The sequence below is a fragment of the Actinomadura sp. WMMB 499 genome, assembly GCF_008824145.1.
GTDB lineage: Bacteria > Actinomycetota > Actinomycetes > Streptosporangiales > Streptosporangiaceae > Spirillospora.
Genome location: NZ_CP044407.1, coordinates 1,781,317 through 1,806,815, shown reverse-complemented (window position 1 = coordinate 1,806,815; position 25,499 = coordinate 1,781,317). Strand labels below are relative to the sequence as shown.

The 25,499-nt window shown below is 70.8% G+C and carries 14 protein-coding genes, 2 tRNA genes and 2 rRNA genes; 16 read left to right on the top strand and 2 right to left on the bottom strand.

Annotated features, from left to right (window positions below):
• The first annotated feature begins 138 nt into the window (after positions 1–138).
• The 7 genes from F7P10_RS07865 to F7P10_RS07835 all read left to right on the top strand — a co-directional run bounded on the left by F7P10_RS07865 (position 139) and on the right by F7P10_RS07835 (position 10,398).
• Entirely contained in the window at positions 139–3,564 is a 3,426-nt protein-coding gene (locus tag F7P10_RS07865; RefSeq protein ID WP_151008746.1) for an Rne/Rng family ribonuclease, read from the top strand.
• Between the two features lie 423 nt (positions 3,565–3,987).
• A complete protein-coding gene (gene rplU / locus F7P10_RS07860) occupies positions 3,988–4,302 on the top strand; it encodes a 50S ribosomal protein L21 (RefSeq protein ID WP_151008745.1) in 315 nt (104 codons plus the stop codon).
• A gap of 13 nt (positions 4,303–4,315) precedes the next feature.
• Positions 4,316–4,573 (top strand): 50S ribosomal protein L27, encoded by a 258-nt coding sequence (gene rpmA / locus F7P10_RS07855; RefSeq protein ID WP_151008744.1) that lies wholly within the window; start codon positions 4,316–4,318, stop codon positions 4,571–4,573.
• A gap of 103 nt (positions 4,574–4,676) precedes the next feature.
• On the top strand, positions 4,677–6,071 hold the full coding sequence (obgE, locus tag F7P10_RS07850) for a GTPase ObgE (RefSeq protein WP_151008743.1): 1,395 nt from the start codon (positions 4,677–4,679) through the stop codon (positions 6,069–6,071).
• A gap of 16 nt (positions 6,072–6,087) precedes the next feature.
• The gene (proB, locus tag F7P10_RS07845) at positions 6,088–7,200 is read left to right on the top strand and encodes a glutamate 5-kinase (RefSeq protein WP_151008742.1); all 1,113 of its coding nucleotides are present in this window, start codon (positions 6,088–6,090) and stop codon (positions 7,198–7,200) included.
• A 37-nt stretch (positions 7,201–7,237) separates the two neighbouring features.
• On the top strand, positions 7,238–8,509 hold the full coding sequence (locus tag F7P10_RS07840; protein ID WP_151008741.1) for a glutamate-5-semialdehyde dehydrogenase: 1,272 nt from the start codon (positions 7,238–7,240) through the stop codon (positions 8,507–8,509).
• A gap of 122 nt (positions 8,510–8,631) precedes the next feature.
• Positions 8,632–10,398: a TIGR03767 family metallophosphoesterase gene (locus F7P10_RS07835; RefSeq protein WP_151008740.1), complete on the top strand. Its 1,767-nt coding sequence runs from the start codon at positions 8,632–8,634 to the stop codon at positions 10,396–10,398.
• A gap of 59 nt (positions 10,399–10,457) precedes the next feature.
• Here the strand turns inward: F7P10_RS07835 and F7P10_RS07830 are convergent, their stop codons facing one another.
• Positions 10,458–11,480 carry a M48 family metallopeptidase gene (locus F7P10_RS07830; RefSeq protein WP_151008739.1) on the bottom strand — a complete coding sequence of 341 codons (1,023 nt, stop codon included), beginning with the start codon at positions 11,478–11,480 and terminating at the stop codon, positions 10,458–10,460.
• 101 nt (positions 11,481–11,581) lie between these two features.
• On the opposite strand from F7P10_RS07830, the gene nadD reads away from it, so the two are divergent.
• The 6 genes from nadD (at position 11,582) to F7P10_RS07800 (ending at position 14,671) form a co-directional block, all read left to right on the top strand.
• Positions 11,582–12,184, top strand: coding sequence for a nicotinate-nucleotide adenylyltransferase (gene nadD / locus F7P10_RS07825; protein ID WP_151008738.1), 603 nt, complete (start codon positions 11,582–11,584; stop codon positions 12,182–12,184).
• A gap of 182 nt (positions 12,185–12,366) precedes the next feature.
• Positions 12,367–12,780 (top strand): ribosome silencing factor, encoded by a 414-nt coding sequence (gene rsfS, locus F7P10_RS07820; protein ID WP_151008737.1) that lies wholly within the window; start codon positions 12,367–12,369, stop codon positions 12,778–12,780.
• The gene (locus tag F7P10_RS07815; protein ID WP_151008736.1) at positions 12,773–13,435 is read left to right on the top strand and encodes a histidine phosphatase family protein; all 663 of its coding nucleotides are present in this window, start codon (positions 12,773–12,775) and stop codon (positions 13,433–13,435) included. The genes rsfS and F7P10_RS07815 overlap by 8 nt, the downstream gene beginning before the upstream one ends.
• A gap of 80 nt (positions 13,436–13,515) precedes the next feature.
• Positions 13,516–13,588: transfer RNA gene (locus F7P10_RS07810), tRNA-Ala, on the top strand.
• A gap of 350 nt (positions 13,589–13,938) precedes the next feature.
• Positions 13,939–14,514 carry a hypothetical protein gene (locus F7P10_RS07805; protein WP_151008735.1) on the top strand — a complete coding sequence of 192 codons (576 nt, stop codon included), beginning with the start codon at positions 13,939–13,941 and terminating at the stop codon, positions 14,512–14,514.
• Between the two features lie 84 nt (positions 14,515–14,598).
• Positions 14,599–14,671: transfer RNA gene (locus F7P10_RS07800), tRNA-Ala, on the top strand.
• A gap of 175 nt (positions 14,672–14,846) precedes the next feature.
• On the opposite strand, the gene F7P10_RS07795 is transcribed toward F7P10_RS07800, so the two are convergent.
• On the bottom strand, positions 14,847–15,944 hold the full coding sequence (locus tag F7P10_RS07795; RefSeq protein WP_151008734.1) for a Vms1/Ankzf1 family peptidyl-tRNA hydrolase: 1,098 nt from the start codon (positions 15,942–15,944) through the stop codon (positions 14,847–14,849).
• Between the two features lie 253 nt (positions 15,945–16,197).
• On the opposite strand from F7P10_RS07795, the gene F7P10_RS07790 reads away from it, so the two are divergent.
• The 3 genes from F7P10_RS07790 (at position 16,198) to F7P10_RS07780 (ending at position 25,450) form a co-directional block, all read left to right on the top strand.
• Entirely contained in the window at positions 16,198–19,563 is a 3,366-nt protein-coding gene (locus tag F7P10_RS07790) for a BTAD domain-containing putative transcriptional regulator (RefSeq protein ID WP_176611347.1), read from the top strand.
• An 852-nt stretch (positions 19,564–20,415) separates the two neighbouring features.
• A 16S ribosomal RNA gene (locus F7P10_RS07785) occupies positions 20,416–21,933 on the top strand.
• A 405-nt stretch (positions 21,934–22,338) separates the two neighbouring features.
• Positions 22,339–25,450, top strand: a 23S ribosomal RNA gene (locus F7P10_RS07780).
• The 16S and 23S rRNA genes sit together here, the layout of an rRNA operon.
• Positions 25,451–25,499: the final 49 nt, after the last annotated feature.

Here is a 25,499-nt window from a genome sequence, read left to right as displayed (position 1 = left end):
CGACGACTTCGTCGGCACCGCCGGACGACGGCGGTGACGACACCGACTGACGGAGAGTTCCCGTGCGGCGCACCGCACCGATCCGCCGGAGGGCGGACCGCGCTGGCGCGCCCGGGAACCTGACGGGAGATAGCCCGGATGCTAGAGAACGAAGCCGATTCGGCCCAGGCCGAAGGCACTGATAACGAGACCACCGCCGCGGACGAGACGAACGGTGCGGACGAGACGAACGGTGCGGGAGCGCCGGGCGTGACGACGCGTCCGCGCCGCCGCGGCCGCCGGCCCGCCGGTCCGCCGCCCGAGGTCGAGGAGCCCCCGGCTCCGCCCGCACCGGAACCGGCCGTCGCGGACGCGCCCGTCGAGGAGGACGAGGACGCCGAGGCCGCCGCCGACGCCGCGGATGCCGAGGGCGTGCGGGAGACCGCCGAGGAGGCCGTCGCCGAGCCCGCCGCCGAGGAGCCGGAGCCGGCTCCGGCGAAGAAGCCCGCCCGGACGCGCACCCGCAAGAGCGCGAAGGCCGCCGAGCCCGCGCAGACCGCGGCGGCCGCCGGGACCGAGGAGCCCGCGGAGACCACCGAGCCCGCGGAGACCGCCGAGCCGGTCCCGCCGACCGGAGCCGAGACCTCCCCCGACATCGAGGGTGCCCCCGCGGCCGAGACCGCGGCGAAGCCCGCGGAGGAGCCCGCGGAGAAGGCCCCCGCGCCCCGCACGCGCACCCGCCGCCGCACCGCCGCCGCCAAGACCGCGGAACCGTCGGCCGAGACCGCCGCCCCCGCGGCGCCGCCCGCCGCGTCCGCCGAGGTGCCGCCGCCGCCGACCGTCCCGCCCGCCGTCCCGTCCGTCCCGGAGGTCCCCGCCGTGCCGGTGGCCGGGGCCGCCCCCGGCGCCGGGGAGGTGTCGGAGACCGAGCCCGCGAGCGGTATCGCCGTGCCCGGCGTGACCTTCCAGCCGCCCATGGTGGTGTTCCAGCCGCCGCAGGCGAAGGCGGAGGAGAAGACCCGCCGCGAGGAGGCGGTCAAGGCCGCCGCCGAGACGGCCGAGCGCGAGACCGCCGACCAGGAGCGGGACGAGCGGGACGAGCGTCCGTCCGACGCCGATGCCGACGACTCCGACGACCGTCCGTCCCGCCGCAGGCGCCGCCGCGGCGGCCGGGGCCGGGGCCGCAACGGCAAGGACGGTGCCGACGACGAGACGCAGGCCGCCGCCGAGGAGGCCGAGGACGAGCAGGCTCCCGCGGACACCGGCAAGGCCGACAAGGCTGACAAGGCCGACAAGGCGGACAAGTCGAAGGACCGGTCCAAGGGCGACAGGTCCAAGGCCGCCAAGGCGGCGAAGGACGCCAAGGCCAAGGACAAGGACGCCAAGGAGCAGGCCGACGAGGCCGAGTCCGACGCCGGTGAGGACGACGAGTCCGACCAGGGCGGGACGAGCCGCCGCCGGCGCCGCCGCAGGCGCCGTTCGGGCGGCGACGGCGAGGGCGGCACCGACGACCCGCCGAACACCGTCGTGCACGTCCGCGAGTCGCGTCCCGTCGAGGACGAGGTGCAGTCCGTCCGCGGGTCCACCCGCCTGGAGGCGAAGAAGCAGCGCCGCCGCGAGGGCCGCGAGCAGGGCCGCCGCCGGCCGCCGGTGATCACCGAGGCGGAGTTCCTCGCGCGCCGCGAGTCGGTCGAGCGGGTCATGGTCGTCCGGCAGGAGGGCGACCGCACCCAGATCGCCGTCCTCGAGGACGACGTGCTGGTCGAGCACTACGTGAACCGCGCGACGCACCAGTCGTACGTCGGCAACGTGTACCTCGGCAAGGTGCAGAACGTCCTGCCGTCGATGGAGGCGGCGTTCGTCGACATCGGCAAGGGCCGCAACGCCGTGCTGTACGCGGGCGAGGTGAACTGGGACGTCGCCGGGCTGGTGGGGCAGCCGCGCCGCATCGAGTCGGCGCTGAAGTCGGGCCAGTCGGTGCTGGTGCAGGTCACCAAGGACCCGCTCGGCCACAAGGGCGCCCGGCTGACCAGCCAGGTGTCGCTGCCCGGCCGCTACCTGGTGTACGTGCCGGACGGTTCGATGACCGGCATCAGCCGCAAGCTCCCCGACAAGGAGCGCAGCCGCCTCAAGCAGATCCTCAAGAAGGTCATGCCGGCCAACGCGGGCGTGATCGTGCGGACGGCGGCGGAGGGCGCCACCGAGGAGGAGCTGGCGCGCGACGTGTCGCGGCTGGCGGCCCAGTGGGAGAACATCCAGAAGAAGGTCAAGACCGCCTCGGCGCCGTCGCTGCTGTACGGCGAGCCCGACCTGACCATCCGCGTGGTCCGCGACATCTTCAACGAGGACTTCAGCAAGCTCGTCGTGTCCGGTTCCGATGCCTGGGACACGGTGTCGGAGTACGTCGAGTACGTCGCCCCGCACCTCGCCGACCGCGTCGAGCGGTGGACGGACGGGCAGGACGTGCTCGGCGCCTTCCGCATCGACGAGCAGATCGCCAAGGCGCTGGACCGCAAGGTGTGGCTGCCGAGCGGCGGCTCGCTGGTGATCGACCGCACCGAGGCGATGACGGTCATCGACGTCAACACCGGGAAGTTCACCGGGCAGGGCGGCAACCTCGAGGAGACCGTCACCCGCAACAACCTGGAGGCGGCGGAGGAGATCGTCCGCCAGCTCCGGCTGCGCGACATCGGCGGCATCGTCGTGATCGACTTCATCGACATGGTGCTGGAGAGCAACCGCGACCTCGTGCTGCGCCGCCTCGTCGAGTGCCTCTCGCGGGACCGCACCAAGCACCAGGTCGCCGAGGTCACGTCGCTGGGCCTCGTGCAGATGACCCGCAAGCGCGTCGGCCAGGGCCTGCTGGAGGCGTTCTCGGAGACGTGCGAGTCCTGCAACGGCCGCGGCATCCACGTCCACCTCACCCCGGTCGAGCCGAAGGCCGACAAGGAGGTCGGCGGACGGCGCCGCAAGCGCAAGGGCGAGGTCGAGAAGGCCGTCGAGGACAAGCTGGCGAAGTCGGAGAAGGCGGACGCGAAGGGCGGTCGGGGCGAGCCGAAGCCGGAGCCCGCCAAGGACGAGCCGAAGGCCGAGCCCGCGAAGGGGCGGAGGGGCCGGGCCGCCAAGAGCACGGCCACCGCCGCCACCGGCGCCGAGACGGCGGCCGGGGCCGTCGCGGAGGAGGCCGCCGAGCCGGTGCGGACGCGTCCGAAGAAGTCCGGTCCGGCCAAGCGGCCGGCCGGGCCGCCGCCGGAGCCGGACGCCGACGAGGCGCAGCCCGCGCAGGCCGAGGTCGAGGCCGTGCAGGCCGCCGCCGAGACCGCGGACGTCGCGCCCGGCACCCTGGACGCGGCCGAGCCCGAGCCCGTGGCGGTGCAGGCGAACGGGGCGTCGAACGGCACGGCGCGCGCCGCCGCCGCGCCGGACGCGCCCGCCGAGCCCGCGGCGTCGCAGGCCGAGGCCGCCGGGGCCGCCGCGGGCGGGGAGGGCGACGGCGAGGCGGAGGCCGCCTCCGGTACCGCCCGCCGCACCCGCACCCGGCGGTCCCGCGTGGCCGCGCAGGCCGCGGACGGCGCCGACGACTGACCGGCTCCGGATCGGCGCTCCGCGGGGGCGCGGGACGGCGGCCGGCCGCCCCCGCCGGGAGCGTGGGCGGCATGCGAGAACTCTGACCGGCCTCCGGGATCCACGGTCCCGGAGGCCGGCCGGGCCGGAGGGCCCCCGCCCCCAGGGGACGCGCGTTCGCGTTCCGGTCAGGGCGTCCAGTACACTCGTACTTCGGTGTGTGGTGACGCGCGCCGACACGAACCCGCACCGTGACCCCCGTCCGGGGATCGGCCGGTGCACCCCCCGCCGATCCGGTGGGGATCGAGCAGAGAGCGCCGCGGCCTCGGCCCGGCGTGCCGCCCTCGGCCCGGTGCCGGGGGTAGGCCCTCATCCGAGGGCTGGTAGAGCCACGCGTGGGACTGGTTCGGTCCAGAAGCACGCGCACGACGAGAGGTTTCCGCGGTGTACGCGATTGTCCGCGCAGGCGGCAGGCAAGAGAAGGTCGCCGTTGACGACGTGCTGACCGTCGACAAGCTGGCCGGCGAGGTGGGCTCGACCGTCACGTTCCCGGCCGTGCTGGTCGTGGACGGCGAGCAGGTCGTCAGCTCCTCGGCCGACCTGGCCCGCTACGAGGTGACCGCCGAGATCGTCGGCGCGGTCAAGGGCCCCAAGATCAACATCATGCACTACCGGAACAAGACCGGGTACAAGCGGCGGATGGGTCACCGTCAGCCGTACACCGAGGTCAAGATCACCGGTATCCGGTCCGGGAAGTAGGGAGAGCGGGCACATGGCACACAAGAAGGGCGCATCGTCCAGCCGTAACGGTCGCGACTCCAATGCCAAGCGCCTCGGCGTGAAGCGGTTCGGCGGCCAGGTCGTCAACGCCGGCGAGATCATCGTCCGGCAGCGCGGCACTCACTTCCACCCCGGCCCCGGCGTCGGCCGCGGCGGCGACGACACGCTGTTCGCGCTGGTCGCGGGTGCGGTGGAGTTCCGGCGCTACCGCGGCCGCAACGCGGTCAGCATCGTCCCGCCGGCGGAGTAGTCCGCTTCGGGAAGAGTCTTTCGCAAGGGGCGGACCGTTCGGGTCCGTCCCTTGTGTTGTTTCCAGAGCCCTTCGCGGGGCCGAACGCGAGGAGAGAGTCGCCGTGGCCGCTGGTGCGGGATCGGGTGCGCAGTTCGTCGACCGGGTGGTGCTGCACGTCGCGGCGGGCGCGGGCGGGAACGGCTGCGCGTCGGTCCACCGGGAGAAGTTCAAGCCGCTCGGCGGTCCGGACGGGGCGAACGGCGGGAACGGCGGCGACGTCGTCCTCGTCGTCGACACCAACGCCGCGAGCCTCCTGGAGTACCACCGGCGCCCGCACCGCCGGGCGGGCAACGGCAGGCCGGGGCAGGGCGGGCACCGGACGGGCGCCAACGGCGGCGACGTGGTCCTGCCGGTCCCGGACGGCACCGTCGTCAAGGAGGGCGGGGAGGTGCTGGCCGACCTGGTCGGCGAGGGCACCCGGTTCGTGATCGCGCGCGGCGGCCGCGGCGGCCTGGGGAACGCGGCGCTGGCGACCGCCAAGCGCAAGGCGCCCGGGTTCGCGCTGCTCGGCGAGCCCGGCGACGAGCGCGACGTCGTCCTGGAGCTGAAGAGCGTCGCCGACGTCGCCCTGGTCGGGTTCCCCAGCGCCGGGAAGTCGTCGCTGATCGCCGCGCTGTCCGCCGCGAAGCCGAAGATCGCCGACTACCCGTTCACCACGCTCGTCCCGAACCTCGGGGTGGTGAGCGCGGGGGACACGACGTTCACCGTCGCCGACGTCCCCGGGCTGATCGAGGGCGCCAGCGAGGGCCGCGGCCTCGGCCTGGAGTTCCTCCGGCACATCGAGCGCTCCTCGACGCTCGCGCACGTCCTCGACTGCGCGACGCCCGAGCCGGGCCGCGACCCGCTCAGCGACTTCGAGGTCATCGAGCGCGAGCTGCGGGCGTACGACCGCGTCCTCGGCGACCGCCCGCTGTCGGACCGGCCGCGCCTGGTCGTGCTGAACAAGGTGGACGTCCCGGACGCGCGCGACCTCGCCGAGCTCGTCCGTCCCGAGTTCGAGGAGCGCGGGCTGCGGGTGTTCGAGGTGTCGGCGGCGTCGCACGAGGGGCTGCGGGAGCTGTCGTTCGCGCTGGCCGCGATGGTCGCCGAGCACCGTGCGAGCCTGCCCCCGGCCGAGCCGACCCGCATCGTGATCCGGCCCGAGCCGGTCGGCGGCGGCGCCGACTTCGAGGTGAAGCCGATGGGCGAGAACACGTACCTGATCACCGGGGCCAAGCCCGTCCGGTGGCTGCGGCAGACCGACTTCCAGAACGAGGAGGCCGTCGGGTACCTCGCCGACCGCCTCGCGCGCCTCGGCGTCGAGGACGCCCTGGCGGAGGCGGGCGCCGAGGCGGGCGCGACCGTCATGATCGGGACGGTCGACGACTCGGTCGTGTTCGACTGGGAGCCCGACATCGCCGCGGGCGAGGCCACCGCGGGGCCGCGCGGTACCGACCGCCGGCTCGACGGCCGCTGACCGGGGAGGGACGTCCGTGACCGAACGTGCGGAGATCGCGAAGGCCCGCCGGATCGTGGTCAAGGCGGGCTCGTCGTCGCTGACCACGGCGCGGGGGACGATCGACGCCGCCCGCATCGACGCGCTCGTCGACGTCCTCGCGGCGCGCCGGGACGCGGGCGCGGAGATCGTGTTCGTGTCGTCCGGGGCGATCGCGGCCGGGCTCGGTCCGCTCGGGCTGACCCGCCGCCCGGCCGACCTCGCGACGCAGCAGGCGGCGGCCAGCGTCGGGCAGGGCGCGCTGTTCGCCCGCTACACCTCCTCGTTCGCCCGGTACGGCGTCACGGTCGGGCAGGTGCTGCTCACCGCCGACGACATGATGCGCCGCTCCCACCACCGCAACGCGCAGCGCACGCTCGCGCAGCTCCTCGCCCTCGGGGTGCTCCCGATCGTCAACGAGAACGACACCGTCGCCACCGACGAGATCAGGTTCGGCGACAACGACCGGCTCGCCGCGCTCGTCGCCCACCTGACCCGCGCGGACGCGCTCGTCCTGCTGTCGGACGTGGACGCCCTGTACACCGGCGATCCGCGCCGTCCCGGCGCGCGCCGCATCACCGACGTCCGCTCCCCGGCGGACCTGGACGGCGTGGAGCTGGGCGGCTCGGGCCGCGTCGGCACCGGCGGCATGATCACCAAGGTGGAGGCGGCGCGGATCGCCGGGATCCCGGTGGTGCTGACGAACGCCGCGTCCGCCGCGCGGGCCGTCGCGGGCGACCCCGTCGGCACGCTGTTCCACCCGGTCGACGACCGCCGCCGCCCCACCCGGCACCTGTGGCTGGCGCACGCCACCACCGGCCAGGGCCGCATCGTGCTCGACCCGGGCGCCGTCGACGCGATCGTCGGGCGCGGCAAGTCGCTGCTGCCCGCCGGGGTCACCGGCGTCGAGGGCGACTTCGCCGCCGGCGATCCCGTCGACCTGTGCGGCGCGGACGGCCGGGTCGTCGCGCGCGGCCTGGCCAACTACGACGCGTCCGAGATCCCCGACCTGATGGGGCGCTCCACCCGCTGGCTGGCGCGGGAGCTGGGGCCGGAGTACGAACGCGAGATAATCCACCGCGACCATCTCGTGGTGCTGACCGATCGTTGACCGGAACGGACCGGAACTGACCGGAGAGGAACGTCGGATGAGCGAGCAGGACCGGGAACGCGAGGAGTTCCTGCGGGTGGCGCGGACCGCCCGCGACGCCGCCGCGGGGCTGGCGCCGCTGCCGCGCGCCGCCAAGGACGCCGCGCTGCACGCGATCGCGGACGCGCTCGTCGCCGGCGCCGCGCGCATCATCAAGGCGAACGAGGCGGACGTCGCGCGGGCCCGCGAGAGCGGCACCCCGGAGTACATGATCGACCGGCTGAGCCTGTCCGCGGAGCGGATCGCCGCGGTCGCCGAGGCCGTCCGGGAGGTCGCCGGGCTGCCCGACCCGGTGGGGGAGACCGTCCGCGGGAACGTGCTGCCGAACGGCCTGGAGCTGCGGCAGATCCGGGTGCCGCTCGGCGTCGTCGGGATCATCTACGAGGGCCGTCCGAACGTCACCGTGGACGCCGCCGCGCTGTGCCTGAAGAGCGGGAACGTCGCGATGCTGCGCGGCTCGTCGTCGGCGTACGAGTCGAACTCGGTGCTGGTGGCGGTGATGCAGGAGGCACTGCGCGGCACGGACGTCCCGGCGGACGCGGTGCAGCTCGTCCCCGGCACGTCCCGGGAGTCGGTCAAGCACCTGATGCGCGCGCGCGGGCTCGTGGACGTGCTGATCCCGCGCGGCGGCGCCTCGCTGATCAACTCGGTGGTGGAGGAGTCGACCGTCCCGGTGATCGAGACCGGGGTGGGGAACTGCTCGGTGTACGTCGACGCCGCCGCCGATCTCGACACGGCCCTGAACATCCTCGTCAACTCGAAGACGCAGCGTCCGTCCGTATGCAATGCCGCGGAGACGTTCCTGGTGCACGAGGACGTCGCGGACGAGTTCGTCCCGCGCGCGCTCGCGGCACTGCGGGAGAAGGGCGTCACCGTGCACGGGGACGACCGGATCCGCTCCTTCGGCGACGACGTCGTCGAGGCGACCGAGGACGACTGGTACGCCGAGTACCTCTCCCTCGACATCGCCGCCCGCGTCGTCGGCTCCCTGGACGACGCCGTCGCGCACATCCGCGAGTACGGCTCGGGCCACACCGAGGCGATCGTGACGGCGTCGCAGGGCGCCGCCCGCCGCTTCACCGCGCTCGTCGACTCGGCGGCCGTGATGGTGAACGCCTCGACCCGGTTCACCGACGGCGGCGAGTTCGGGTTCGGCGCGGAGATCGGCATCTCCACGCAGAAACTGCACTCGCGCGGCCCGATGGGCCTTCCGGAGCTGACCTCGACGAAGTACGTGGTCACGGGCGACGGGCACCTGCGCGGAGCCTGACACGGGGACGGCCGGGGCCCGGCGGCTCCGAGCGGGCGGCCGGCGGCTGATCCGAGAGTTGTTCACTTATGTGACACCTCAGGCCTTGATGTCACTCGAGTCCGTGTGATCTGATCCACAGCGTGACTCGTGAGATCAGCCGCCGCCGCGTCCTGCGGGGCGCCGCCCTCGGGGCGGGGATCGCCGCCACCGGACTCACCGCCTTCCCGGCCCGCGCCGCGGCCGCGCCCCGCCTGCGCGGGCCGGTCGCCGGCACGACCCTCGACCGCACCTACCTCCTCGGCCCGCCGGGCACCGGCGGCTACCGCGAGATCGTCGCCGGCCCGGGGGAGCCGCACGTCCTGCGCCGCGACCTCGGCGGCACCGCGTTCCCCGGCCGGGCCGCGCGCCGCCGGGGCGTGCTGGCCTTCGGGCACCTCACCGACGTGCACGTGACCGACGCGCAGTCCCCGGCGCGCGTCGAGTTCGCCGACCGGTTCAAGGACGCCCTGAGCATCCTGCCCGTCGAGGGCGCGTACCGGCCGCAGGAGTTCCTGTCCACGCACGTCGCCGAGGCGATGGTCCGCGCGATGAACGCCGTCGGGCGGGGCCCGGCGACCGGCCTCGACCTCGCGTTCGTCATCAACACCGGGGACGCCGCCGACAACGCGCAGTTCAACGAGATCCGCTGGATCATCGACCTGCTCGACGGCGAGCGCGTCAGCCCCGACTCCGGCGACCCGGCCCGGTACGAGGGCGTCATGGACCACGCCGCCTACGACCGCGCCTACTGGCACCCCGAGGGCCCGCCGCCCGGCGCCGACGCCGACCTGCCCATGACCCGGCACGGGTTCCCGTGGATCGACGGCCTGCTGGACGCCGCGCGCCGCCCCTTCCGGGCGACCGGCCTGCGGGCGCCCTGGTACGCGGTGTTCGGCAACCACGACGGCCTCGTCCAGGGGAACCTGCCCGTCAACCCGCTGGTCACCGCGCTCGCCGTCGGCGGCATCAAGATCGGCGCCCCGGCCGACGGCGCGCAGGCGGAGCGGCTCGCCCGCATGATCACCGACGCGAACGGCCGCGAACTGGTGCGGTTGAGCCGCGAGCGCGGCGCGTCCGGCGGGCTGTTCCGGCCGGTCACCCCCGACCCGGACCGGCGGATGCTGTCGCGCGCCGAGATCGTCCGCGAGCACTTCAGCACGAGCGCGTCCCTGCGCGGCCACGGCTTCACGACCGCCAACCTCCGCGACGGGACCGCCCACTACGCGTTCGACCAGGGCGTCGTGCGCGGCATCGCGCTCGACACCGTCAACCCCAACGGCGTCGCGGAGGGCTCGCTCGACCGCGCCCAGCTCCGCTGGCTGGAGGACGAGCTCAGGGCGGGCAGCAGCCGCCACCTCGACGCCCGCGGCGAAGTCGTCGCCCACGACGTCCGGGACCGGCTGTTCGTGCTGTTCAGCCACCACCCGATCGCCTCTCTCGGCAACCCGCTCGGCGGCGGCCGCGTCCTCGGCGACGAGGTGCGGGCGCTCCTGCTGCGCTACCCGAACGTGGTCCTGTGGGTGAACGGCCACACCCACCGCAACGAGGTGATCCCGCACGCCCGCGAGGACGGCGCCGCGTTCGGGCCGGGCGGCTTCTGGGAGGTCAACACGGCCGCGCACATCGACTTCCCGCAGCAGAGCCGCATCGTGGAACTCGCCGACAACGGCGACGGCACCCTGTCGATCTTCGCGACCGTCCTCGACTCGGCCGGGCCCGCCGCCCACGGCGGCCGGATCGGCGACCCCGTCCGGCTGGCCTCCCTCGCCCGCGAGCTGGCCGGCAACGACTGGCAGGACGCCCCGGACGAGCGCCGCGGCGCCACCGGCGACCGCAACGTCGAACTGCTCGTCCCGAAGCCGTTCTAGGCCCGGCCGGGCATGCCGGAGGGCCGCCGCGACCCGTCGCGGCGGCCCTCCGGGGGAACTCAGTTGCCGTTGGGACGGCGGGAGATGCGGTCGAACAGGCCGCCCGCGGCGCCCGCCGCGGCGTCCGCCATGTCGCGGACCTTCCCGACGAACGGGTCGGCCGTCTGCTCCCACGACTCCCGGTACGACCGCGCGGCGTTCTTGACCTCGTCGGTGACCTTCGCGTCGCCGTCGTCGTCGCGGCGCGGGTAGTCCCCGGCGAGGATCCGCTCGTACTCGCCGCTGCGCGCCCACCGGTCGATCTCCGCGAACCGGATCACCGCGAACGGGTGCGACTGCGGCAGCAGGTTCAGGAACTTCAGCAGCCCGTCCCGGACGTCGCCGGCCGCGTCGTACTCGCGCGCCTGCGCCAGGAACGCTTCCGCGCTCATCTCCGACAGCTTCGTGCCGCCCGCGAGCTTCATGTTGACGCGCTTGGCGGCGTCCAGATCCTGCCCGGCGAGCAGGCCGGCGCGGTCCGACGACAGTTCGGCCTTGCGGAACCACTCCCGCAGCCCGATGATGATCGCCGCGATGCCGACGTTGCCGAGCGGCAGCCACGCGAGGCGCGAACCGAGCCCGATCAGGATCTGCATCATCGTCTGGTAGACGGCGTGCCCCGACAGGATGTGGCCCACCTCGTGCCCGACGACGAACCGGAGCTCCTCGTCGTCCAGCAGGTCGATCAGCCCGGTGTTGATCACGATGAAGGGGTCGGCCGAGCCGAGCGCCATCGCGTTCGGGGTCGGGTCCTGCTTCACGAAGACGTCGGGGACCTTCTTCATGTCCAGGATGTAGGACGCGTCCCTGACCATGTCGTGCAGCTGGCGGAACTGGTCCTCGCCGACGCGGACGGCCCCGCCGAGGAACATCAGCCTGATGGCCCGCTCGTTGATCAGCCCCGACAGCTTGCGCAGGACGACGTCGAACCCGGACAGCGAGCGCAGCGCGACCAGCGCCGAGCGGTCCGCCGGGTGTTCGTAGGCCCGGGAGCTGATCCCCGGGAAGCGCTTGCGTGCTCGGTCCGGTGTGTTCTCCGTCATGTCAGGCATGGTAGTTGTGACGAACCGGCGCGCCACAGGGTTCCCGCCGGACGCCGGGGTGAACGTTCCGGGGGTGCCGCCGGCTGGCTATTCTCGTCGTCATGACGCAAAAGCGGCGGCTCGGGATCATGGGCGGCACGTTCGACCCCATCCATCACGGCCACCTGGTGGCCGCCAGCGAGGTGGCGCACTTCTTCTCGCTGGACGAGGTGGTCTTCGTCCCCACCGGCCGCTCGTCCCACAAGGAGGGCCGCAAGGTCGCCGCCGCCGAGGACCGCTACCTCATGGCCGTGATCGCCACCGCCTCCAACCCGCGCTTCTCCGTCAGCCGCGTCGACATCGACCGTCCCGGTCCCACCTACACCGTCGACACCCTGCGCGACGTCCGCGACGTCCAGGGCCCCGACGCCGACCTGTTCTTCATCACCGGTGCGGACGCCCTCGAGAAGATGCTCACCTGGCACGACACCGACGAACTGTTCGAACTCGCCCATTTCGTCGGCGTCACCCGGCCCGGGCACCGCCTCGCCGACCCCGGCCTGCCCAACGGGCGGGTGTCGCTCATGGAGGTGCCCGCGCTGTCGATCTCCTCCACCGAGTGCCGCGACCGCGTCCATTCCGGTGAGCCGATCTGGTACCTGGTCCCGGACGGGATCGTCCAGTACATCAACAAGCGCGGGCTGTACCGCGACGACGCCTCCTGACCTGCGCGGAGATCCGCACCGCTCGTCCGGACGGCGCCTCCCGGCACCGCGTCACGGGACATACCCTGGAGGAGAAGGGTCGCGGGCGAGCGCGGCCGAACGACAATTGAGCGGGCCGCCGGGCCCCACCCGTGAGATGGTGGGACCGAGACGTCCCCTACAGGGAGGATCGCGAGCGCATCGTGACCGCATCCGACAGGGCCGCACAGCTGGTCCGGATCGCCGCCGAGGCGGCGGGAGACAAACTGGCCGACGACATCCTGGCCTACGACGTGAGCGAGCAGCTCGTCATCACCGACGCGTTCGTGCTCTGCTCCGCCCCCAACGACCGCCAGGTCCGCTCCATCGTGGACGAGGTCGAGAAGCGGCTCCGCGAGGAGGCCGACGCCAAGCCCGTCCGCCGCGAGGGCGAGCGCGAGGGACGCTGGGTGCTCCTCGACTACGCCGACGTCATCGTGCACGTCCAGCATGAAGAGGACCGCGTGTTCTACGCCCTCGAACGCCTCTGGAAGGACTGCCCGGTGATCACGCTCCCCGAGTCCGTCACCGCGCACCAGGAGCACCGCGCCCGCACCGTCGGGAGCGCGAGTGAGTGACGCCCGTCCGGCCCGCGAGCCGGGCAGGCGGTGCCTCGTCCTGTGGCGGCACGGCCAGACCGCCTGGAACGTCGAGAACCGCTTCCAGGGCAAGACCGACATCCCCCTGGACGAGACCGGGATCCAGCAGGCGAACCGCGCCGCCCGCCTCCTCGCCGGCCTGCGGCCGACGCAGCTGCTCGCGTCGCCGCTGCAGCGCGCGTCCGTCACGGCCGCGAGCCTCGCCGAGGTCACCGGCCTGCCCGTCCGCTACGACCGCGACCTGATCGAGCGCGACGGCGGCGAATGGGAGGGCCTCACCGGCCGCGAGATCCGCGCGCGCTACCCCGCCGAGCACGCCGCCTGGCAGCCGCCCGGCGGGGAGACGAGCGCGCAGGTCGCCAAGCGCGTCGGCACCGCCCTCGACCGCGCCCTCGACGACCTGCCCCCCACCGGGACGCTCGTCGTCGCCTCGCACGGCGCCGCGCTCCGGCTCGGCATGTCGCACCTCCTCGGCCTCCCCGAGAGCGTCTGGGAGCGCCTCGGCGGCCTGTCGAACTGCTGCTGGTCCGTCCTCACCGAGATGCGGGACGGCGGCTGGCGCCTCGCCGAGCACAACGCGGGCACCCTCCCCGAACCCGTCCTCGGCGACGATCGCACCGACAACGGCGCGTGAACGCGAAACGATTCGTGTCCCGTCCGCCGAGTCCGATACACTGATCGGGCCCTGCGGGATGAACGTCCACGCAGGGGTGCGGGGCTATGGCGCAGTTGGTAGCGCGCCTCCATGGCATGGAGGAGGTCTGGGGTTCGAATCCCCATAGCTCCACGTTCATCGAAAGAGGCGTCGAGGCCCCGGGCCTCGGCGCCTCTTTCGATGTGTGAAGACCGTCCCGCCCCGGTCGCGGGACGGCCGACTTGCCCGAAATCGGCTGGAGAATCGTGACGGATTGGAGGCTGTTCGGATTTACATAGATCACCAGCTCTTGCCGAGAACGGAATTCGTGCGTGTTCGCCGCGATCTCCGGTGCAGATCACGGCATGTCGGGACTCGTGGCCGGGAGCGCGCAAAACGTTGATCACGGGAACGGCTTCCTTTGCCCTGCCCGCGCTTCACCGTCTCGATCACGCGGGAACAGTCGCCATTGGCGATGTCGATCGAGATGAGGGGTAGCCCCAATGACAGCTCGTATCACCGGAAGAGCGACACTGCCCGCCCTCGTGGCCGCCTCGGTCGTGGCGGTGGCGGCGCCCGCGGCGGCGCGGGTCGCGGTGCCGGCCCATGCGCCGGACCGGGCCCCGGCGGCGGAATCGGCGCCGCGCGCGGTGCCGGTGCAGAAGAACGGGGAGTGCGCCAAGGCGCTCGGCATCCTGGAGCAGATCAAGCTGCTCCCGGGGCGACCGGACCTCGCCAAGACCCTGTGCACCCTCGTGAGCGAGCAGCCGGCGAACGAGCAGCCCGTGAGCGAGCCGCTCGCGGGCGACGAACAGGCGGGGGCGTCCGGCGAGTTCCAGCAGCTCCAGATGCCCCGTGACTACACCCCGTCGGCCGCCGGTCAGCCCACCGAGGCGAACACCCACCCCCATGACGTGGCCGACCACAAGGACCGGCTCCTCGGGCTGCCGGTGGCATGGCCCGAAGGGCTCACCGTCTGGATCCCGACCCTGCAGCACGGCGAGTGGCACTCCTACAGCCACGGCCGGGACGGCACGGCCGGCGCGGGTGCGGCCGATGCGGGCGCGCCCGCTCGCTGACGCGTGGCGCGGACCGCGGAGGGCCCCTCCGCGGTTCGCGTTCCAAGCGGTGCCTCAGGTGCACTAAACTCATCACTGCACCGAGGGGCTATGGCGCAGTTGGTAGCGCGCCTCCATGGCATGGAGGAGGTCTGGGGTTCGAATCCCCATAGCTCCACAGACACGGCGAAGGCCGCTCGAGACCAGGGTCTCGAGCGGCCTTCGCCGTCGACGGGCCTCAGATGGCCTCGTCGGCGTCCGCGGTCAGCACCGTTCCCGACCGCCTCGCCCGGGTGCGCCCGACCGGGCGGCACCGGCGGCCGTCGCCGCCGGGGCCACCCGGAGTCGAACGGTCACGCCATGAAGCGGAGCACGGCGCCCATCTCGTGATGCTCGCCGCCGTTGGACGGGAGCACCACCAGCTCCCCGTCGGTGGCCGCGACGGCACGGACGAGCGCGGCGTCCGCCCGGTCCTCGCGGACGTCGGTGACGCCGAACTCGGTGCGGAGCTCCTCGGCGGACGACGCGAGTTGCATCGGGTCGGGACCGAACCACAGGCGCTCCGAGGCGTCGGGGTACTCGTCCAGCAGCAGCGTCTCGACCTGGCCCTGGCGGACGGCCTCGACGATCGCGGGGATGCCGGACACGGCCCGCTGGCCGTTGGCGAGTTCCCGGTCGAAGCGCTCGGCGACGGTCATGACGTGCTCGGCCGTCTTGAGGTCGAGGATGCGGTCCAGCTCGGCGTCCAGCTCCGGATCGTGGACGCCGGTGTTGCGGTCGAGTTCGACGGCGTGCTCCAGGACGTGCTCGGAGACCTCCTCCAGCACGGCCGTCCGGGCGCGCGTGTCGCCCGCGATCACCACGGCCTCCGCGCCGCAGCGCTCGGCGGCCCTGTCGATCTCCTGGGCGACCTTCTTCGCGTTCGCCTTCCAGACGTTCTCGGACGAGCGCTGGAACCGCGACTGGTTCCAGTCACCGGCCTTCGTCTTGCGGATCGGATAGTCCTCGTCGCCGTCCACGTCGATGTGCCTGTGCCGCCCGTCGGCGGTGACGCAGTCGATCGCGCCGCCCCGGCGGTCCACGACGGCGACCAGGTGCGGGAACCGCTCGCCGCGCTCGGCCAGGTAGGGCAGGACGTGGGGGAGCGGAGCCAGCCGGGCCTGCGGTACGCGCGGCGGGCCCGGGAGCCGCTCGGCGTGCAGCACCTCGCCGTCCGCCGCGAAGATCACCAGCCCCTCGGAGCGTCGCGCCGCCATCTCGTTCTCGATCGTCGCCTCGATCGCGCGCAGAGTGGCGGCGGGGGTGCCCTGCTCCTCCAGATCGGTGCGCAGTGCCCGCCACCGCAGCTCGGCGGCCTTGGAGGCGTCCTCGGTCGTCCGGGTGAGATCGGCGTACACCGACGCGTAGGGGCCCGGGTGCTGGTACAGCGTTTTGAGGAATGACAGCTCCATGGGGTCGCCGTACCCGTTCCATATGGGGCAAACGTAAAGAATGGGGCGCTCGTTGCCGGACCCCGCCGCCGCCTCAGCCGGACCGAACGTCCCCCGAGCAGCGGCCGAACGGCCCGAGCGAGCGGAACCCGTCGCCCTCGGGGCCGGCCCGACCGTCGGCGCGATCCAGGACGAGCGCGAGTTCCGGCCCGCGATCAACGACCCGGCTCGGGCCGTCCACCCATCGGGGACAATGGGCCGGGAAAGGGGACACGTGCGCATCGGCATCCTGGGCCCGCTGGTCGTGCGGGACGCGGCCGGGCGGCCCGTCGAGGTCGGCGGCCCGAGGCTGCGCGCCCTGCTGGTCCGGCTGGCGATCGACGCGGGCCGCCCCGTCCCGGCCGCACGGCTGCTCGACGATCTGTGGGACGGCGCCCCGCCCGGAGGCAACGCCCTGCAGGCCCTCGTGTCCAGGCTGCGCGGCGCGGCCGGCCGGGACGCCGTCGAGCACGGTCCCGGCGGCTACCGGCTCGGCATCGATCCGGGCGAGGTGGACGCCGTCGCGTTCGAGCGCGCCGTCACCGCCGCCCGCCGGACCACCGATCCGGCGCGCCGGGCCGACGAGCTGCGCGGCGCGCTCGCCCTGTGGCGCGGTGCCGCCCTGGCCGACGTCGCCGGCGACGGCTTCGCCCGCCCCGCGATCGCCCGCCTGGACGAGCTGCGGCTCGCCGCCCTCGAGGACCGGCTGGACGCCGACCGCGCCGCCGCACGCCCCGTCCCGCCGCCCGCCGAGTTCGCCGCCGTCGCCGCCGCGAACCCGCTGCGCGAACGGCTCCGCGCCCACTACCTGCGCGCGCTGCACGCGGCCGGCCGCCGGGCCGAGGCCCTCGAGGCGTACGAGGAGACGCGCCGCGCCCTCGCCGACCGGCTCGGCGCCGACCCGTCTCCCGACCTCAGCGCCGTCCATCTCGCGATCCTGCGCGACGAGGGGCCGCACGGCGCGAACGGGCGCTACCCGAGCGTGCAGGGCCCGGACGGGCACGGGCCCGGCCACCCGGACGGCTCCGCCCGCGCGGGCGCGGATCCGGTCCCGGCCCGGCGGATGACCAACCTGCCCGCGCAGCTCACCACGTTCGTCGGCCGGGAGGACGAGTCGCGGCGCGTCGGCGAACTGCTGCGCGAGCAGCGGCTCGTCACCCTCACCGGCCCCGGCGGCGCGGGCAAGACCCGGCTCGCCGGGGAGATCGCCGCCGGACGGGTCGCCGACACGCCGGACGGCGTCTGGTTCGTCCCGCTCGCCCCGGTCAGCGACTCCGGCGACCTCGTCCAGGCCGTGCTCACCGCGCTCGGCGTCGTCGACACCGTGTGGACCGCCGAGGGACGCACCGTCGTGGTGCGTCCCCTCGAACGGCTCACCGGCTTCCTCGCCGCCAAGCGCCTCGTCCTCGTCCTCGACAACTGCGAGCACCTCGTCGACGCCGTCGCCCGGCTCACCGACCACCTCCTCGCCCGGGCGCCCGGCGTGCGGATCCTCGCCACCAGCCGCGAACCGCTCGGCATCACCGGCGAGTCGCTGTGCCCGGTCCCGTCCCTGCCGCTCCCGCCCGCCGCCGACGGCGAACCGCCGGACGCAGACGAGGCGCTGCGGTACGCGTCCGTCCGGCTGTTCGCCGACCGCGCCCGCGCCGTCCGTCCCGGCTTCGCCGTCGACGCCGCCACCGCGGCCGACGTCGTCGAGATCTGCCGCGCCCTCGACGGCGTCCCCCTCGCCATCGAACTCGCCGCCGCCCGGCTCCGCGCCCTCACCCCCGGCCAGGTCGCCGCCCGCCTCGGCGACCGGTTTCGGCTGCTGTCCGCGGGGAGCCGCGCCGCGCTGCCCCGGCACCGCACCCTGCGCGCCGTCGTCGACTGGAGCTGGGACCTGCTGGACGACGTCGAACGCACCGTTCTGCGCAGGCTGTCGGTGTTCGCGGGCGGCGCCACCCCCGACGCCGCCGCCCGCGTCTGCGGGCTCACCGCCCCGGACGCCCCCGCCCCCGACGACGTCCTCGACGTGATCGCCGCGCTCATCGACAAGTCGCTCGTCCTCGCCGACGGCGGCACGGACGTCCGCTACCGGCTGCTGGAGACCGTCCGCGTCTACGCCGGCGAACGCCTCGGCGAGGCCGGCGAAGCCGGCCGGATCCGCGCCGAGCACGCCGCCTGCTTCCTCGACCTCGCCGAGCGCGCCGACCCCGAACTGCGCCGCGCCGACCAGCTCGCCTGGGTCGACCGGCTGTCCGCCGACCGCGACAACCTGTCCGCCGCGATCCGCCACGCCGTGGACGCCCGGGACGTCGAGTCGGCGCTGCGCCTCTTCGGCGCCCTCATGTGGTTCTGGTTCATGCGCGACATGGAGATCGAGGCGGGCGGCTTCGCACGGCCCGTCCACGAACTGGCCGGGGACGCGCCGCCGCCGGGGCTCGCCGAACAGCACTGCCTCGCCGGCCTGACCGCCGCCCTGTTCAGCGAGTTCGCCGGCGCCGACCGTGCGGAACCGACGACCACGTCGCTGCGCGCCCTCATCGACCGTGTCGTGGCGAGCGTCCCCGAGGCCCCGCGGCACCCGATCCTCGCGCTCGCCCGTCCGATACACGCCCTCTTCGGCGGCGACATGGGCGGGGCGCGCGACCGGCTGCTGGTCCTCGACCACCATCCGGACCCCTGGGTGCGCGCCGTCTGCCACGTCGTGCTCGGCCACATCGCGATCAACGTCGGCGACATCGACGCCGCGGACACCGAGGCCGCCACCGGCTGCGACCGGTTCCGCGAGATCGGCGACCGGTGGGGCCTTCTCGGCGCCCTCGGCTGCGCCATGCAGGTCCGCATGGCCCGCGGCGACCACGACGCCGCGCTCCGCTGCGCCGAGGAGGCGCAGCGCCTCGCGGAGGCGGGCATCGGGGTGGACGCCGGCATCATGATGCGGGTCTTCGTCGGCGAGGTGCGGACCCGGAGCGGCGACCACGCGGGCGCCCGCAAGGACTTCGAGGCGGCCATGCACGCGATGGAACGTCGCGGCGACCTCGCGGACGCGGGCACCGCCGCCCTCTCCCTGTGCGAACTCGCCCTCTGGGAAGGCGACCGTGCCACCGCCCGCGAACTCGCCGACCGCGTCCACACCTGGACCGCCTCGGGGCGGTACCGCCCCGACGTCGGCCTCCTCGCGCGCCGCGTCCACATGCGGATGGGCTGCCTCGCGGAGGAGGAGGGCGACCTCGAGGCCGCCCGCGGCTGGCACGCCCGCGCGCTCGACGGCCTGCGGGAGGACGTCTTCGCCGGCAACCCGACCCTCGCCGTCCTCGGCGAGGGCGTCGCCGCCCTAGCCGCCGCCTGCGGCGAGCACGCCCGCGCCGCCGAACTCCTCGGCACCGTCCACAGCCTGCGCGGCTACCGCGACAGCGGCACCTACGAAGGCCACCGCATCACCGAGTCCGCCGCGCGGGCCCTCGGCGCCGACGCGTTCGCCGCCGCCTACCGGCGCGGACGGGCCGTCGACCGGGCCGCGTTCCTCGACTCCGCGCCCGGCATGGTGACGTCCGTCCGGCCCCGCGCGGCGGACGCGCCGGGACGCGCGGGCCCGCCCCACGACCCGTCCGGCTGACGGCACGAGCCTCGGCGGCACGCGCTGCAGGTAGGTGTGACGCCCGGGCAACCGGCCAGACCCGCCGCCAGGTGGAGCCTCAGGCGCGAGTAGGCCATATCTCCAGCCAAGTCCGTGTGTGACCTCAGCCACCGGAGGCGAGTCCCTGACAGGGGCCTCACGGAGGCCGAGGCAGCAGATCCCGCCCTGGCGCGTGCGGCTGACATCGAGCTCGTACACCCACATGACCAGGAGGTTTCGGGACGACACCACGGAGGTGGACGGCTCGATTTGACGATCAGTCCCGGGCTGCCTAATGTTCTTCCTGCCCAAGGGGATGCGGGACGCCGAGAGGCGGACGGCCCCGGGGAGGCCACTCGGACGGGAAAACGGTTCGAAGCACGCTTCGAACCGAGTTACGCTGGAGTGGCAAGCCCGAACGGGATGCAGGACGCCGCAAGGTGGCCGGCCCGAGGGACTCCTCCGAACGATCTTCCTAAGATGGTCTATACCGTCTGCGGCAGCGCGTCCCGGAGGGCGGGCGCCGACCTCGAGATCGACTCGCAAGAGCCGGTTGACAGGATCGAAGAACCAGGTAAGATTGAAGGGTTGCCCCGGAACGAGGCTTGCGAAAGCGGGTCGAGCGCGGTGGGTGTCCGTTTCTTGAGAACTCAACAGCGTGTTAAAAGCCAGTGCCTTTATCGATCTGGCCGGTAGGCCGGATCACCCCGTGGCTTCTGGTGCCTTCTCTTTGGGGAGGTGCGAGGGGCTGGGGATTTCTTTGAGGCAAGCATCCGTATGGATGCATTGCTGGGATTGTTTCCAAGGTTTGGCTCGTCTCGGGTTCGCCCCCGGGGTGGGTCGTGATGGACCTTAATGGAGAGTTTGATCCTGGCTCAGGACGAACGCTGGCGGCGTGCTTAACACATGCAAGTCGAGCGGAAAGGCCCCTTCGGGGGTACTCGAGCGGCGAACGGGTGAGTAACACGTGAGCAACCTGCCCCTGACTCTGGGATAAGCCCGGGAAACCAGGTCTAATACCGGATGCGACCATCCTGCTCCTGCAGCGGTGGTGGAAAGATTTATCGGTCAGGGATGGGCTCGCGGCCTATCAGCTTGTTGGTGGGGTAACGGCCTACCAAGGCGACGACGGGTAACCGGCCTGAGAGGGCGACCGGTCACACTGGGACTGAGACACGGCCCAGACTCCTACGGGAGGCAGCAGTGGGGAATATTGCGCAATGGGCGGAAGCCTGACGCAGCGACGCCGCGTGAGGGATGACGGCCTTCGGGTTGTAAACCTCTTTCAGCAGGGACGAAGCTAACGTGACGGTACCTGCAGAAGAAGCGCCGGCTAACTACGTGCCAGCAGCCGCGGTAATACGTAGGGCGCAAGCGTTGTCCGGAATTATTGGGCGTAAAGAGCTCGTAGGCGGTTTGTCGCGTCTGTCGTGAAAGCCCACGGCTTAACCGTGGGTCTGCGGTGGATACGGGCAGACTAGAGGCAGGTAGGGGAGAATGGAATTCCCGGTGTAGCGGTGAAATGCGCAGATATCGGGAGGAACACCGGTGGCGAAGGCGGTTCTCTGGGCCTGTACTGACGCTGAGGAGCGAAAGCGTGGGGAGCGAACAGGATTAGATACCCTGGTAGTCCACGCCGTAAACGTTGGGCGCTAGGTGTGGGGTTCTTCCACGGATTCCGCGCCGTAGCTAACGCATTAAGCGCCCCGCCTGGGGAGTACGGCCGCAAGGCTAAAACTCAAAGGAATTGACGGGGGCCCGCACAAGCGGCGGAGCATGTTGCTTAATTCGACGCAACGCGAAGAACCTTACCAAGGCTTGACATCGCCGGAAATCCATCAGAGATGGTGGGTCCTTTTTGGGCCGGTGACAGGTGGTGCATGGCTGTCGTCAGCTCGTGTCGTGAGATGTTGGGTTAAGTCCCGCAACGAGCGCAACCCTCGTTCCATGTTGCCAGCACGTTATGGTGGGGACTCATGGGAGACCGCCGGGGTCAACTCGGAGGAAGGTGGGGATGACGTCAAGTCATCATGCCCTTATGTCTTGGGCTGCAAACATGCTACAATGGCCGGTACAGAGGGCTGCGATACCGTGAGGTGGAGCGAATCCCTTAAAGCCGGTCTCAGTTCGGATCGAAGTCTGCAACTCGACTTCGTGAAGTCGGAGTCGCTAGTAATCGCAGATCAGCAACGCTGCGGTGAATACGTTCCCGGGCCTTGTACACACCGCCCGTCACGTCACGAAAGTCGGCAACACCCGAAGCCCGTGGCCCAACCTTTTTGGGGGGAGCGGTCGAAGGTGGGGCCGGCGATTGGGACGAAGTCGTAACAAGGTAGCCGTACCGGAAGGTGCGGCTGGATCACCTCCTTTCTAAGGAGCACACAACTGGCTCGGATCGACCCCTGCTTGCGGGGGTGTTCGGGTCGGTGGCCATCGTCGGCGGCGAGTGTTCGCCGGGTGGCTGCTCATAGATGTGGAGCACTGGTTATTCATCAGGTCGTGTGTGCGGCTCGGTCAGTACCGCCCTTCGGGGAGTGGGAACGACGAGCTCGGGTGCGCGGGCTGATGGACACGCTGTTGGGTCCTGAGGGAACGGGCGCGAGCCCGGGCACCTCTGGATCGCGGGACCAGATCCCATGTCCCTTAACGGGGATGTGGGGTTTGGTGGGCCCGGTTGTTTTTTGAGAACTGCACAGTGGACGCGAGCATCTCTGGTGAGGTTGGAATCCGTTCGGGTTTCGATCTCATCTGCGATTTGTTTTGATCGTTTTGTGTGTTCAAGTTTTTAAGGGCATACGGTGGATGCCTTGGCATCAGGAGCCGATGAAGGACGTGGGAGCCTGCGATATGCCTCGGGGAGTCGGCAACCAGACTTTGATCCGGGGATTTCCGAATGGGGAAACCTGGCACCCGTCATGGGGTGTCGCCGCCGTCTGAATGTATAGGGCGGCTGGTGGGAACGCGGGGAAGTGAAACATCTCAGTACCCGCAGGAAGAGAAAACAATAGTGATTCCGTGAGTAGTGGTGAGCGAAAGCGGATCAGCCTAAACCGTGCGCGTGTGATACTTGGTAGGGGTTGCGTGTGCGGGGTTGTGGGACCATCCTGCTGGATCTACCAGTCCGGCGAGAAGTTACAAACTGCTCGGGTAGTCGAATGGCATGGGAAGGCCGACCGTAGACGGTGAGAGTCCGGTAGACGAAACTTGAGTGGCTTCTGGGTGTGTTCCCGAGTAGCACGGGGCCCGTGAAATCCTGTGTGAATCTGCCACGACCACGTGGTAAGGCTGAATACTTCCTGGTGACCGATAGCGGACCAGTACCGTGAGGGAAAGGTGAAAAGTGCCCCGGTGAGGGGTCGTGAAATAGTACCTGAAACCGTGTGCCTACAAGCCGTCAGAGCCTCTTCATGAGCCTTGTGTTTGTGTGGGTGATGGCGTGCCTTTTGAAGAATGAGCCTGCGAGTTATGGTGTGTGGCGAGGTTAACCGGTGGCGGGTAGCCGTAGCGAAAGCGAGTCTGAATAGGGCGTTTGAGTCGCATGCTGTAGACCCGAAGCGGGGTGATCTAGCCATGGGCAGGGTGAAGCGCCGGTAAGACGGTGTGGAGGCCCGAACCCACCAGGGTTGAAAACCTGGGGGATGACCTGTGGTTAGGGGTGAAAGGCCAATCAAACTCCGTGATAGCTGGTTCTCCCCGAAATGCATTTAGGTGCAGCGTCGCGTGTTTCTTGCCGGAGGTAGAGCTACTGGATGGCTGATGGGCCCTACAAGGTTACTGACGTCAGCCAAACTCCGAATGCCGGTAAGTGAGAGCGTGGCAGTGAGACTGCGGGGGATAAGCTTCGTAGTCGAGAGGGAAACAGCCCAGATCATCGGCTAAGGCCCCTAAGCGTGTGCTAAGTGGTAAAGGATGTGGAGTTGCCGTGACAACCAGGAGGTTGGCTTAGAAGCAGCCATCCTTGAAAGAGTGCGTAATAGCTCACTGGTCAAGTGATTCCGCGCCGACAATGTAGCGGGGCTCAAGCACACCGCCGAAGCCGTGGCACTCGAGATGATGTCTCGGGTGGGTAGGGGAGCGTCCTGCAGCCGGTGAAGCCGCCGAGTGATCGAGTGGTGGAGGCTGTGGGAGTGAGAATGCAGGCATGAGTAGCGAATCACGCGTGAGAAACGTGTGCGCCGGATGACCAAGGGTTCCTGGGGCAGGCTAATCCGCCCAGGGTAAGTCGGGACCTAAGGCGAGGCCGACAGGCGTAGTCGATGGACAACGGGTTGATATTCCCGTACCCGCTGGTATGCGCCAACGCTGAATCCTCTGATGCTAACCATCCGAACCATCTTGTCGGGCCTTCGGGCCTGCTGGGTGGGGAGCGTGGGACCCGAGGGGGTAGTAGGTGAGTGATGGGGTGACGCAGGAGGGTAGCTCAGCCCAGGCGATGGTTGTCCTGGGGTAAGCATGTAGCCCGCGCCATAGGCAAATCCGTGGCGCATTGAGGGTGAGATGTGATGCCGAGCCGTTTTAGGTGAAGTGAGTGATCCCATGCTGCCGAGAAAAGCCTCTAGCGAGTGTATCGGCGGCCCGTACCCTAAACCGACTCAGGTGGTCAGGTAGAGAATACCAAGGCGATCGGGTGAACTGTGGTTAAGGAACTCGGCAAATTGCCCCCGTAACTTTGGGAGAAGGGGGGCCATGCCTGGTGATCATCCTTGCGGTGGGAGCTGGGTGTGGTCGCAGAGGCCAGGGGGAAGCGACTGTTTACTAAAAACACAGGTCCGTGCGAAGTCGTAAGACGCGGTATACGGACTGACGCCTGCCCGGTGCCGGAACGTTAAGAGGACCGGTTAGATCCCTTTGGGGGTCGAAGCTGAGAATCTAAGCGCCGGTAAACGGCGGTGGTAACTATAACCATCCTAAGGTAGCGAAATTCCTTGTCGGGTAAGTTCCGACCTGCACGAATGGCGTAACGACTTCCCCGCTGTCTCAACCACAGGCCCGGCGAAATTGCAGTACGAGTAAAGATGCTCGTTTCGCGCAGCAGGACGGAAAGACCCCGGGACCTTCACTATAGCTTGGCATTGGCGCTTGGAGCGTCTTGTGTAGGATAGGTGGGAGACTGTGAAGCTCGGACGCCAGTTCGGGTGGAGTCGTTGGTGAAATACCACTCTGGTCGTTTTGAGCGTCTAACCCGCACCCGTGGATCCGGGTGGGGGACAGTGCCTGGTGGGTAGTTTAACTGGGGCGGTTGCCTCCTAAAGTGTAACGGAGGCGCCCAAAGGTTCCCTCAGCCTGGTTGGCAATCAGGTGGCGAGTGCAAGGGCACAAGGGAGCTTGACTGTGAGACGGACGTGTCGAGCAGGTGCGAAAGCAGGGCCTAGTGATCCGGCACCTACGTGTGGAAGTGGTGTCGCTCAACGGCTAAAAGGTACCCCGGGGATAACAGGCTGATCTTCCCCAAGAGTCCATATCGACGGGATGGTTTGGCACCTCGATGTCGGCTCGTCGCATCCTGGGGCTGGAGTAGGTCCCAAGGGTTGGGCTGTTCGCCCATTAAAGCGGCACGCGAGCTGGGTTTAGAACGTCGCGAGACAGTTCGGTCCCTATCCGCTGCGCGCGTAGGAGAATTGTGAGGGTCTGTCCCTAGTACGAGAGGACCGGGACGGACGGACCTCTGGTGTGCCAGTTGTCCTGCCAGGGGCATGGCTGGTTGGCTACGTTCGGTTGGGATAACCGCTGAAAGCATCTAAGCGGGAAGCCTTCCTCGAGATGAGTTCTCCCTTCCACCTTCGGGTGGGGTAAGGCCCCCGAGAGACGATCGGGTTGATAGGCCGGGGATGGAAGCGCGGTAACGTGTGGAGTCGACCGGTACTAATAGGCCGAGTGGCTTGAACACACTGAACGTTCAAAGCATCTCGCTGCATGAGTTTTTGTTCGCGTCCCTG